The following is a 12,908-nucleotide window of genomic DNA, read 5'->3' as shown; positions in this document are numbered from 1 at the left end:
GATGCGGTGCTATGATTGGGCCATGAAACGCAAAAAACTCCCTACCGGCATCTACACCTTCGCCAAGATCCGTGGCGAGGACTATTACTATGTGGACAAAACCCCCTTTGCCCTGCAGTTGATCGAAGAGGGCAGCTATTACTTCCTATCCCGCCCACGCCGCTTTGGCAAATCCCTTTTTCTCGATACCCTGGCCGAGCTGTTTCAGGCCAATGAGCCGCTGTTTCGCGGTCTCTATGCCCATGAGCACTGGGATTGGGGCATCAAGTATCCCGTTATTCGCCTGAGCTTTGGCGGTGGCCTGATGCGCGATCGGGCGCAGCTAGAGGCCAAGTTCCGCGAATTGCTCGACATCAACCAGGCCAAGCTGGGCATCAGCTGCCGCCAACCCACCGCTCCGGGCTGTTTTGCCGAGCTGATCCAGCGTGCCGCGCAAAAATACGGCCAGCGCGTGGTCATTCTGGTGGACGAGTACGACAAGCCTATCGTGGATAACCTGACCCAACCCGAGCTGGCCCGTGAGATGCGCGATGGCCTGCGCAATTTCTACTCGGTAATCAAGGACAACGACGCCCAGATCAAATTCGCCTTCATCACCGGCGTTTCCAAGTTCAGTAAGGTGAGCATCTTCTCCGGCCTGAACAATCTGGAAGACATCACCCTGAATGTCGGCTATTCGGCGATCTGCGGTTATACGGAAGATGACCTGGATGAGGTATTCGCCCCGGAGCTGGAAGGCCTGGACCGGCAACAAATTCGCGATTGGTACAATGGCTACAACTGGACCGGAGAGGCGGTGTATAACCCTTTCGACCTGTTGTTGTTACTGCGCAACCGTCAATTTCGCGCCTACTGGTTTGAAACCGGCACGCCGACCTTCCTCATCGACGTACTCACCCAGCGCCAGACCTTCAGCCCCAAGATCAGCGCCTGGCACGCCACCGAGGCCCTGCTATCGCGCTTTGATGTGGACGACATGGCCACCGAGGCCCTGCTGTGGCAGACCGGGTACTTGACCATCCACGGTCAGCGTCAGGTGGGCGCTGCCCGCGTCGAATACCGGCTCGGCTATCCCAATCTGGAGGTGGAAAGCGCCCTCAACGAGGCCCTGCTCAGCAGGCTCTACGGTAACGCCAGCCTGGCCAGCGAGTCAGTCAGCCGTCTTTACGATACCTTGATGAGCGGCGATTTCGAGCAACTGCGCCAGCACTTCCACAGCCTCTATGCCGGCATCCCCCACGACTGGTACCGCAACAACCCCATCACCCAGTACGAAGGCTACTGGGCCAGCGTCTTCTACAGCCACTTCGCCGCCCTGGGACTCGATATTCGCCTGGAGGATGCCACCAATCAGGGCCGACTGGACATGGCTCTACTGTTCAACGGTCAGGTCTGGCTGTTCGAGTTCAAGGTGGTGGAGTTGGCGCCGGAGGGCAAGGCGCTGGAACAGCTGAAGGCCAAGCATTACGCTGAAAAATATCTGAGCCTCAAGCAGCCGATTCACCTCATCGGCATCGAATTCAGCAGGGAGCAACGCAATTTGGTGGGGTTTGAGGTAGAGTCCCTGGCCTGAATTTATAGCCGAACGAGAGGGCATCATGAAAGCACGGCTTGGTCTGGCAGCTGCCTTTGCTGGCTGCTGGTTTGTCGGCAACGCGGTAAGCGCCACCAACGATATCTACCCCGGCGACCTTCCCCGTTGAGCCCGGCGATAAGAACATGCCTACGGGGTTCAGTAGCGGCTGGCTAAAGGACTTTACGCCACGCTTTCTGATTGAACTCTCGCCCGAGCTAACCCTGTACGGCAACAACCCTGACTGGGTCGGCGGCAATCGGCTCGAACAGGACCCTTTGCTTAACCCAAAAAAAAGCGCCTAGCTTTCGCTAAGCGCTTGATTTTATTGGCGTCCCCTAGGGGGTTCGAACCCCTGTTACCGCCGTGAAAGGGCGGGGTCCTAGGCCGCTAGACGAAGGGGACTTAGGACTTTTTATAAAAAACTTGGTGGAGCCAGGCGGGATCGAACCGCCGACCTCAACACTGCCAGTGTTGCGCTCTCCCAGCTGAGCTATGGCCCCGTTCAAGGAAGCGCGTATCTTAGAGAGGGTTGCGCCTCCTGTCTAGTCCTAGAGTGAAATAATTTTCCTGATGTAACCGCTCAGGCCATTAGCCCCTCGCCCCTTTGGGGGATGGGTTGGGATAGGAGGCCGACCGTACCGGGCGACTTGGCAGTATCTCTCAGGTCGCGCAGCAAGCTGCCCTCCCACCTGGCCGCCCTATGCAGACGCCTGCTCCTGCTCGATCTTGGCCCAGCTGTCGCGCAGGCCGACGGTGCGGTTGAACACCAGCCGGCCCGGCTCGGGATCGCGGTTGAAGTAGCCCTCGCGCTCGAACTGCACCGGTTCGCCGGGCTGGGCCTCGGCCAGGGCTTGTTCCAGGCGGCAGCCGCTGAGGATCCGCAGCGAGTCGGGGTTGACCGCGTCGAGAAAATCACCGCCCTCCTCCACCTGCTCCGGGTTGGGGCGATTGAACAGGCGGTCGTACAGGCGCACCTCGGCTTCCAGGCTGTGGCTGGCGGATACCCAGTGGATCACGCCCTTGATCTTGCGGCCCTCAGGATTGGCGCCGAGGGTGGCGGGGTCGTAGCTGCAGCGCAGCTCGCTGATGGTGCCGCTGGCGTCCTTGATCACCTGCTCGCATTTGATCACGTAGGCGTTGCGCAGGCGTACCTCGCCACCGGCCACCAGCCGCTTCCATTTCTTGTTGGGGGCCACTTCGACGAAGTCATCATGGTCGATGTAGATCTCGCGGCTGAAGGCAATCTGGCGGCTGCCCTGGGCTTCATCCTTGGGGTGGTTGGCCGCTTCAAGCAGCTCCAGCCGGTCTGCCGGGTAGTTTTCGATCACCAGCTTGAGCGGGCGCAGCACCGCCATGCGGCGGGGGGCCTTGGCGTCCAGGTCATCGCGGATGCAGTTTTCCAGCACGCCCATCTCCACCCGGTTTTCCGCCTTGGTGACACCGATGCGCTGGCAGAATTCGCGGATCGCCGCCGGGGTGTAGCCGCGCCGACGCAGGCCGGCCAGGGTGGGCATGCGCGGGTCATCCCAGCCGCTGACATGGCCTTCGCTGACTAGCTGGGTGAGCTTGCGCTTGCTCACCACGGTGTATTCCAGGTTGAGGCGGGAGAATTCGATCTGCTGCGGCTGGCAGGGCACGCTGAGGTGCGCCAGCACCCAGTCGTAGAAGGGGCGGTGGTCCTCGAACTCCAGGGTGCAGAGGGAGTGGGTAACCCCCTCCAGGGCATCGGAGATGGGGTGGGTGTAGTCGTACATGGGATACAGGCACCACTGAGCACCGGTCTGGTGATGCACCACGCCGTGGCGGATGCGGTAGAGCACCGGGTCACGCAGATTGATGTTGGGCGAGGCCATGTCGATCTTGGCGCGCAGCACCTTGCTGCCATCGGGGAATTCACCGGCGCGCATGCGCTGGAACAGGTCGCGATTCTCGCCGCTGCCGCGCTCGCGATAGGGGCTGTTGCGCCCCGGCTCCTTGAGGGTGCCGCGATAGAGGCGGGTCTGCTCGGCGTCCAGTTCGCAGACGTAGGCCAGGCCCTGATCGATCAGCTCCAGGGCGAATTGATACAGCTGCTCGAAGTAGTCGGAGGCGAAGAAAAGACGATCCTGCCAGTCGAAGCCCAGCCAGCGCACGTCGGTCTTGATCGCCTCGACAAACTCCTGGTTCTCCTTGTGCGGATTGGTATCGTCAAAGCGCAGGTTGCACTTGCCCTGATAGTCCTGGGCGATGCCGAAGTTGAGCACTATGGATTTGGCGTGACCAATGTGCAGGTAGCCGTTGGGCTCCGGCGGAAAGCGGGTATGCACCTGGTCATGTTTGCCGCTGGCCAGGTCCTGGTCGATGATCTGGCGAATGAAGTTGCTGCCGGCCTTGGGGGCTTCGCTGCTCATGCGGGGGTTTCCTGCTGCTGAATGTGGTTGATCGCCTGGTCGATGCGGCGCAGACAGGCGCCCTGGCCGACCAGATAGAGGGTGAGGTCCAGTTCCGGCGAGGGCGCGCCGCCGGTAACTGCCAGACGCAGGGGCATGCCGAGCTTGCCGAAGCCAATGCCCAGCTCCGCCACCGTCTGCTCCAGGGCCTGGTGGATGGCCTGGCGGTTCCACTCCGTCAGTTGCGCCAGTCGTCCCTTGATCCGCTCCAGCGGTTCGATAGCCGCGCCCTTGAAGGCCTTTTTCGCCGCCTTTTCGTCGTAGCGGGTGAAATCCCGGTAGTAGAACAGGCTAATCTGCGCCAGTTCTTCCAGGGTGCTGGCACGCTCGCGCTGGGCCTCCACCACTGCCGCCAGCTCCGGCCCCTCGGCCGGGTCTATGCCGCGATCCCCCAGGTGGCTGGAGAGCAGATGGGCCACGCGCAGGGGGTCGGCGTTCTTGATGTACTGCTGGTTGATCCAGCTAAGCTTTTCGGTATTGAAGCTGGAGGCGGACTTGTTCACCGCGCCGAGCTCAAACAGCTGGACCATCTCGTCGATGCTGAACAGCTCCTGATCGCCGTGGGACCAGCCCAGGCGCACCAGGTAATTGAGCAGGGCCTCGGGCAGGAAGCCGGCCTCCTTATACTGCATGACGCTGACCGCGCCATGGCGCTTGGACAGGCGGGCACCGTCATCGCCCAGGATCATGGGCACATGGCCGTATTGCGGCACCGCCCAACCCAGGGCCTTGAGCATGTTGATCTGGCGCGGGGTGTTGTTCAGGTGATCATCGCCACGGATGACGTGGGTGATGCCCATGTCATGGTCATCCACCACCACGCTGAGGTTGTAGGTGGGGGCACCATCGGTGCGGCGGATGATCAGGTCATCCAGCTCGGCATTGCCGAAGGGCACGCGACCACGGATCAGGTCTTCCACCAGCACCACGCCATCGGTGGGATTCTTAAAGCGGATCACATGGGGCTCGTCCCGGGATACCTCGGCATGTCGGCAATGGCCGTCGTATCTGGGCTTCTCCTTGCGCTGCATCTGCTGTTGGCGCAGTTCATCCAGCCGTTCCTTGCTGCAATTGCAGCGGTAGGCCAGGCCCTTGTTCATCAGCTCGCCGATGACCTCGTTGTAACGCTCGAAGTGATGGGTCTGGTAGAAGGGCCCCTCGTCGTACTCCAGCCCCAGCCAGGTCATGCTTTCCAGGATGGCGTTGATCGACTCCTGGGTAGAGCGCTCCAGATCGGTATCCTCAATGCGCAGCACAAAGCGACCGCCGTGCTTGCGGGCATAGAGCCAGGAGAACAGCGCGGTACGGGCACCGCCCACGTGCAGATAGCCGGTGGGACTGGGGGCAAATCGGGTACGAACGGTCATGCAATCACCTCTGAGCAAAGAGGCGTGATTCTAACAGAATGCAGGGGAGTCGGCGGAAGGGGAAAGAAGGAAGGGATAGGTGCTTCCCTGCACCGGCGCATAGCCCTTACTGAGCCTTGGAGACCATGTATTCCACGGCGGCGCGGATTTCGGCATCGGAGCAGTCCATGCAGGTGCCCTTGGGCGGCATGGCGTTCTTGCCGGTCTTCACGGTGTTCACCAGGGCATCTATACCGGTGGCGATACGCGGGGCCCAAGCGGCCTTGTCATCCAGCTTGGGCGCACCGGCCACGCCGGCCACATGACACACCTGACAGGGGCCGTTATAGACCTCTTCACCGCTACGCTCGGCCTGGGCCATGCCAGAAACCGCCAACAGTGCGCCAGCAGCGAGGAGTGCAAAATGCTTCTTCATCGGTCATTCTCCAGAATTGCAGTAAGAAAAAACCCACCTCAAGCGGGTATATTAGAACTGGTTAACAGTGTCGATTTTGGCATAACCAGGGAAAATGTAAAGCCAAATTCGACGGCTGATTAAGCCCAATCATTGACTGCATGATGGCCCACAAAGTTCAGCCCATCGGGTAGGTCGGCCTTAGGGGCGGCTAATGGGTTGCGCCTCAAGCCCAGTCACCCAGGACGTTTCATATCCCGTGGTGTTCCACACCTGGCTCAGATGGGTATGGGGTCGCCCCATGGGCATTAGGATCAAAGGGAATGAGAGGCCTGAGCCGTTACACCGATGACGGGATTAGCCTAGGCCATTGCCCTCGGCACGGCCGAACTCTACCTGTAACGCATCCTTGCCGAAGTAGCGGCGCAGGCGTTTGAGCAGCTCATCGCTGGGCTTGACGCGCCAGCCCTGGCCTAGGCGGACACGGCCGCTGGCCGTGCTGGCCCGGAACTGAAACTCCAGCCGACAATGGCCGCCGCTGAAGGGCTGCAGCATCTCCCTGAGATCTTGCAGCAGGCGTTGCGGGCCGATACCGCGCTGCGCCAGGTCGGCCTGATCCAGGCGGAGGCTCAGGCAGCTGGCGCGCTGGGCACGGGCATCCTCCAGGGTCTGGGCATGGCTGGCGCGCAGGCTCAGGCCGCCCCGGTATTCATCGAAGCTGAGCCGCCCGGTGATCAGCACTATGCTGTCGCTGACCAGGAGGTCGCGGCATTGCTCATAGGCCTCGGCGAAGAAAGTGGCCTCGACCCGGCCGGTGCGATCATCCAGCAGCACCGAGGCCATGTCGCCGCGCTGGGTACGGCTGCGGCGCACCGCTACCAGCATACCGCCGACCATGACGCTGACCCCGCCGCGCTGGCCGGGGCCGGCATCCCCCAGCGCGCCGTCCAGGCCGCCCAGCTCGCGGCAGCCCAGCTGCTGCAGCTCGGGGCGGTGGCGGTCCACCGGATGGCCGGTGAGATAAAGGCCCAGGGTTTCTTTCTCACCCTGCAGGCGCAGGTCGTCTTCCCATTCGTCGCTGGGCTCGGGCAGCACCTGGCTGGGCGGTGCCAGGGCCTCCTCGGGGCCATCCAGGGCGAACAGGTCGCCCATGCCTGCCGAGCGCGACTGGCTCTGCTGCTCCGCCAGCTTGACTGCCATCGGCAGTTGCAGCATCAGGCTGGCGCGGTTGGGACCGAGTTCATCCATGGCCCCGGCGCGGATCAGCGCCTCCAGCACCCGCCGGTTGGCCTTGCGCAGGTCGATACGGCGGCAGAAATCGAACAAATCCTTGTACGGCCCCTGCTCCCGCCGGGCCTGGACCAGGCCCTCGATAGCCGCCTCCCCTACCCCCTTTACCGCGCCCAGGCCATAGACGATGCTGCGCTCATCCGCCACGCTGAACATGAAGTCGGAATGATTGACGTGCGGCGGCAGCACCCTAAGCCCCATGCGGCGGCATTCCTCGATGAAGGTCACCACCTTGTCGGTGTTGTCCATGTCCGACGACAGCACCGCTGCCATGTAGGCCGCCGGGTAATGGGCCTTGAGCCAGAGGGTCTGGTAGGACACCAGGGCGTAGGCCGCCGAGTGCGACTTGTTGAAGCCGTAACCGGCGAATTTCTCCACCAGGTCGAAGATCTTCATCGCCAGATCGGCGTCGATACCGTTCTTTTCCGCCCCTTCGGCGAACACGGCGCGCTGCTTGGCCATCTCCTCGGGCTTCTTTTTACCCATGGCGCGGCGCAGCAGGTCGGCACCGCCCAGGCTGTAGCCCGCCAGTACCTGGGCGATCTGCATGACCTGTTCCTGATAGAGGATGATGCCGTAGGTGGGCTCCAGGGTGGCCTTCAGCGACAGATGCTGATAGCTCTCATCCGGATAGGAGATACGCTCCCGGCCATGCTTGCGGTTGATGAAGTTGTCCACCATGCCAGACTGCAGCGGGCCGGGGCGATACAGCGCCACCAGGGCGGTGATGTCGTCAAAGCAGTCCGGCCTCAGCTTCTTGATCAGCTCCTTCATGCCACGGGATTCGAGCTGGAAGATGGCGGTGGTCTCGGCCCGCTGCAGCAGGGCGAATACCGCCGGGTCGTCCATCGGGATGGCACTGATATCGATGGGCGGCTCGCCCTGGGTCTGGCGTTCGGCATTCACCGTCTTCAGCGCCCAGTCGATGATGGTCAGGTTGCGCAGGCCGAGAAAGTCGAACTTCACCAGGCCGACCTTCTCCACGTCGTCCTTGTCGAACTGGGTCACCAGGCCCTCGCCGCCCGCTTCGCAGTAGAGCGGGGCGAAGTCGGTCAGCTCGCCGGGGGCTATGACCACGCCGCCGGCGTGCTTGCCGGCGTTGCGCGTCAGGCCCTCCAGGGAGCGGGCCATGTCGATCAGCTCGCGCACCTCGTCCTCGCGGTCGTAGCGCTGCTTGAGTTCCTCGCTCTCCTCCAGGGCCTTGTCCAGGGTCATCTTGAGATCAAAGGGGATCAGCTTGGCGATTTTATCCACAAAGCCGTAAGGATGACCCAGCACCCGGCCTACATCACGCACCACCGCCTTGGCCGCCATGGAGCCGTAGGTGATGATCTGGGACACCGAATCGCGGCCATACTTACGCGCCACGTAGTCGATCACCCGGTCGCGCTTCTCCATGCAGAAGTCGATATCGAAGTCGGGCATGGACACGCGCTCGGGGTTGAGGAAGCGCTCAAACAGCAGATCGTGCTCGATGGGGTCCAGATCGGTGATTTTAAGCGCATAGGCCACCAGGGAACCCGCCCCCGAGCCGCGCCCCGGCCCCACCGGCACATCGTTATCCTTGGCCCACTGGATGAAGTCGGCGACGATGAGAAAGTAGCCGGGAAAGCCCATGGCGTTGATCACATCCAGCTCCAGATGCAGGCGATCCTCGTAGATCTTGCGCTGGGCTTCGGCATCAGCGGCATCTGCCTGGATGATCTTGGCCAGGCGCTGCTCCAGGCCTTTGACCGACTCCTGGCGGAAAAACTCTTCGATACTCAGGCCGTCGGGAATGGGAAAATCCGGCAAATAGTTCTTGCCCAGGCTCAGCTCCAGGGTGCAGCGCTTGGCGATCTCGACGCTGTTTTCCAGCGCCTCCGGCAGGTCGGCGAACAGCTCGGCCATCTCCTCGGGTGAGCGCAGATACTGTTGCTCGCTGTACTGGCGCGGCCGACGGCTGTCGTCCAGCACCCGGCCCTGGTGGATGCAGACGCGCACCTCGTGGGCATTGAAGTCGCCGCCATCGAGAAAGCGCACCTCGTTGGTGGCCACCACCGGCACCGCCTTGGCCGCCGCCAGCTCTACCGCAGCATGCAGATAGTCTTCCTCGCCGGGACGGCCCGTGCGCGACAGCGCCAGGTAATAGCGGTCGCCGAACAGGGCCTGCCAACCGCTCAGGCGTTGCTCGGCCAGGGCCTGATTGCCCGCCAGCAGGGCGCGGCCCACATCGCCGCTGCGCCCGCCGGACAGGGCGATCAGGCCCTCGGCGTACTGTGCCACCCAGGCGCGATCCACCTGCGGCCGACCTAGGATCTGGCCCTTGCGATAGCCCAGGGACACCAGCCGGGTGAGGTTGCGGTAACCGGTTTGGTTTTGCACCAGCAGCAGCAGGCGGTCGGGGTTCTGTTCGTCCTCGGGGTTGCGCAGCCAGAGATCCACCCCGGCGATGGGCTTGACGTTGGCGGCGCTGGCGGCCTGATAAAAACGCACCAGACAGAACAGATTGGATTGATCGGTCACCGCCACGGCGGGCATGCCTGCCGCCGCTACCCGGCTCACCAGGGGCTTGATGCGGATGACGCTGTCCACCAGTGAGTACTCGGTGTGCAGGTCGAGATGGACAAAGCCGGTCATGGAGTGAGTGGATCCTTGAAGCCTGTCGGGTTTGGGTGCCCGTAGCGAGCAAGGTGAGAGAACGGGACGTGACAAGTTAACTCATGAAAGTGCACACCATCCTCCGTCAGCACCGAGCGAGCAAGATCGACTAAGTGCTGGTGATGCGTCAAGAGAATAACCTGAGTCTTGCGACCCAAGTCGTGTCGAGTCCCGGCTTCATCGTCTCCACTGTCCTGGAAGACAAGGCTTTGGTACCCTGTATCGTTGCCATTGGCATCCTCTTGAATTGATGTCAGTTTGTCCGACACAACGGAAAAAGTGTAACTTTTGCATTTCAAGGAAAAGTTACACCAACAAAAGTTACACTTCAAATTACACTTTTTCCTGAGACTGGATGATATTTCGTGAGACTCGATGAGACTGCAAGAGACGATGGAAAAACGATAAATGCTTAGCAATCAATAAGTAGAGTAGCATAACAACATGAGTTCATTAGAAAAAAAAGAGCAACACACCCCAATGATGCAGCAATACCTGCGTATCAAGGCGGAATATCCGCAGATGCTGCTGTTCTACCGCATGGGCGATTTTTACGAGCTGTTCTACGAGGATGCCGAGCGGGCGGCTGATCTGCTGGATATCACCCTGACCAAGCGCGGCAAGTCGGCGGGGCGGCCCATCCCCATGGCCGGTATCCCCTATCACGCCGCCGAGGGCTATCTGGCCAAGCTGGTCAAGCTGGGGCAGTCGGTGGCCATCTGCGAGCAGGTCGGTGACCCGGCCACCAGCAAGGGGCCGGTTGAGCGCCAGGTGGCGCGGATTGTTACACCCGGCACAGTGACCGATGATGCCCTGCTGGAGGAGCGCCGGGACAACCTGCTGGCGGCCCTGGTCGAGGGTCAGATGACGGGCCGCATGGATGAGCGGACACAACGCTTTGGCCTGGCCTGGCTGGACCTGAGCAGTGGCCGTTTCCTGCTGCAGGAGCTGGAGGGCGCGGAGGCCCTGGCCAGTGAGCTGGAGCGGCTGCATCCGGCTGAGCTGCTGTTGGACGACAGTAGCGATCTGATCGATCGCCTGCCTCAAGGTGCTGGCCTGACCCGGCGACCACCCTGGCATTTCGAGCCGGACACGGCGCGCCGCCTGCTCTGCACCCAGTTTCAGGTCAAGGACCTGGGCGGCTACGGTTGTGCCGACCAGGGCCTGGCCATCAGTGCCGCCGGTGCCCTGCTGCAGTACGTGCAGGAGACCCAGCGCACCGCCCTGCCCCATCTGCGCGGCCTGGCGTTGGAACAGCGCGATAGCGCGGTGCTGATCGACGCCGCTACCCGGCGCAACCTGGAGATCGACCACAGTCTGAGTGGCCGACCCAAGGATACCCTGGCCGGGGTACTGGATAGCACAGCCACCGCCATGGGCAGCCGCCTGTTGCGGCGCTGGCTAAACCGACCGCTGCGCGATAGCCAGGCCGTCGGCCAGCGCCATCTGGCCATTGAGGAGCTGTTGCAGGGCTATGCCTTTGAGCCGCTGCGCGAGGAGTTGCGTGGCATCGGCGATGTACAGCGCATCCTCGCCCGGGTGGCGCTGAAGTCGGCCCGGCCGCGTGATCTGGCCGGTCTGCGCGATGCCCTGACCCTGCTGCCCGATCTGCAAAGCCTGCTAGAGCCACTGCAATCGGCCCTGCTGCTGCAGTTGGCCGCAGAGATCGGCCAACACCCGCAGACCCAGCAGCTGCTGCAGGCCGCCATCATCGAGCAACCACCCCTGTTGATCCGCGATGGCGGCGTGCTGGCGCGAGGTTACGATGCCGAGCTGGATCGGCTGCGCGATCTGTCCGCCAATGCCGACCAGTTCCTGCTGGATCTGGAGCAACGTGAGCGCGAGCGCACCGGCATCGCTGGCCTCAAGGTGGGCTACAACCGAGTACACGGCTATTACATCGAGCTGAGCCGTGGCCAGGCAGATCAGGCACCGGAGGACTATGTAAGGCGCCAGACCCTGAAGGGGGCCGAGCGCTACATCACGCCGGAGCTGAAGCAATTCGAGGATCAGGTGCTCTCCGCCAAGGAGCGTGCCCTGGCGCGGGAGAAGGCCCTGTACGAGGATCTGCTGGAGGGACTGGCCGCACAGCTGGGGCCGCTGCAGCTGTGCGCCGAGGGGCTGGCCGCCCTGGATGTGCTCTGCGCCCTGGCGGAGCGGGCGCAGAAGCTGGACCTGGTCAAGCCGGTGCTGCGGCAGCAACCGGGCGTACAGATCCAGGCCGGCCGCCATCTGGTGGTGGAGCAGCTCAGCCCCAGCCCCTTTGTCGCCAACGGTATCGAGCTGCACGAGCAGCGCCGCATCCTCATCATCACCGGGCCGAACATGGGGGGAAAATCGACCTATATGCGGCAAACGGCGCTGATTGTGCTGCTGGCCTTTGCCGGCAGCTTTGTCCCGGCGCAGAGCGCCGAGATCGGCCCCATTGACCGCATTTTCTCCCGCATCGGCGCCTCCGATGACCTGGCCGGCGGTCGTTCCACCTTCATGGTAGAGATGGAAGAGACGGCGAATATCCTCAATAACGCCAGTGAGCAGTCGTTGATCCTGATGGACGAGATCGGCCGCGGCACCAGCACCTTCGATGGCCTGTCCCTGGCCTGGGCCTGCGCCGTGGAACTGGCCAGCCGCATACGCGCCTTTACCCTGTTCGCCACCCATTATTTCGAGCTGACCACACTGCCCGAGGAATACCCCGGCATCGCCAATCTGCACCTGGACGCGGTGGAGCACGGCGAGGGCATCGTCTTTCTGCACGCGGTCAAGGAAGGCCCGGCCAACCAAAGCTACGGCCTGCAGGTGGCGCAGCTGGCCGGGGTGCCGCCGCAGGTGATCCAGCGCGCCCGCCAGCGCCTGCGCGAGCTGGAACAATCGGCCAAGCAGCACGCCGAACAGGGTGGCCGTCAGCTGTCCCTGTTCGGCCCCGAGACCAGGGCCGAGCCCCAGCATCCGGTGATCGACAAGCTGCAAGCGCTCAACCCGGACAACCTGAGCCCACGCCAGGCCCTGGAGATGCTTTATCGGCTGCGGGGGCTGCTGTGAAGGCCAGGGCCTGCGGCCCGTTCAGACCGTTCTCTCGGCTATTCAGCTATTGACCCTTGACCAGGGGTGGCTTCATACCCAACAGGCGAGGCATCCCTGGTTCCGTACGTAGAGGCATCCACACATACACAGGTCATGCGACTCTGGGGAACCTGCCTGTAACGATCTGC

General features: G+C 62.5%; 6 protein-coding genes and 2 tRNA genes. 2 read left to right on the top strand and 6 right to left on the bottom strand.

The genetic code is table 11. The features are described 5' to 3' along the window. Positions 1-22 precede the first annotated feature (22 nt). On the top strand, positions 23-1,573 hold the full coding sequence (locus tag D5125_15810) for an ATP-binding protein (GenBank protein ID QFY91199.1): 1,551 nt from the start codon (positions 23-25) through the stop codon (positions 1,571-1,573). A gap of 329 nt (positions 1,574-1,902) precedes the next feature. Here the strand turns inward: D5125_15810 and D5125_15805 are convergent. From D5125_15805 to dnaE, 6 genes are all read right to left on the bottom strand, one after another. Continuing rightward, positions 1,903-1,978: transfer RNA gene (locus D5125_15805), tRNA-Glu, on the bottom strand. 22 nt (positions 1,979-2,000) lie between these two features. After that, positions 2,001-2,076: transfer RNA gene (locus tag D5125_15800), tRNA-Ala, on the bottom strand. Positions 2,077-2,274: 198 nt separating this feature from the next. Next, positions 2,275-3,966, bottom strand: coding sequence for a glutamine--tRNA ligase/YqeY domain fusion protein (locus D5125_15795; GenBank protein ID QFY90804.1), 1,692 nt, complete (start codon positions 3,964-3,966; stop codon positions 2,275-2,277). Continuing rightward, positions 3,963-5,372 (bottom strand): glutamate--tRNA ligase, encoded by a 1,410-nt coding sequence (gene gltX, locus D5125_15790; GenBank protein QFY90803.1) that lies wholly within the window; start codon positions 5,370-5,372, stop codon positions 3,963-3,965. Before gltX ends, D5125_15795 begins: the two co-directional genes overlap by 4 nt. Before the next feature lie 106 nt (positions 5,373-5,478). Continuing rightward, the gene (locus tag D5125_15785) at positions 5,479-5,787 is read right to left on the bottom strand and encodes a cytochrome c5 family protein (protein ID QFY90802.1); all 309 of its coding nucleotides are present in this window, start codon (positions 5,785-5,787) and stop codon (positions 5,479-5,481) included. A gap of 336 nt (positions 5,788-6,123) precedes the next feature. Continuing rightward, complete coding sequence (dnaE, locus tag D5125_15780; GenBank protein QFY90801.1) at positions 6,124-9,675, bottom strand: DNA polymerase III subunit alpha; 3,552 nt, start codon at positions 9,673-9,675, stop codon at positions 6,124-6,126. Between the two features lie 501 nt (positions 9,676-10,176). Between dnaE and mutS the strand changes: the two genes are divergently transcribed. Further along, positions 10,177-12,738: a DNA mismatch repair protein MutS gene (gene mutS, locus D5125_15775; GenBank protein ID QFY90800.1), complete on the top strand. Its 2,562-nt coding sequence runs from the start codon at positions 10,177-10,179 to the stop codon at positions 12,736-12,738. Positions 12,739-12,908: the final 170 nt, after the last annotated feature.

The organism is gamma proteobacterium SS-5 (assembly GCA_009497875.2).
Classification (GTDB): domain Bacteria; phylum Pseudomonadota; class Gammaproteobacteria; order Chromatiales; family Chromatiaceae; genus Magnetovirga; species Magnetovirga frankeli.
This window is presented reverse-complemented; position numbering and strand designations above follow the sequence as displayed.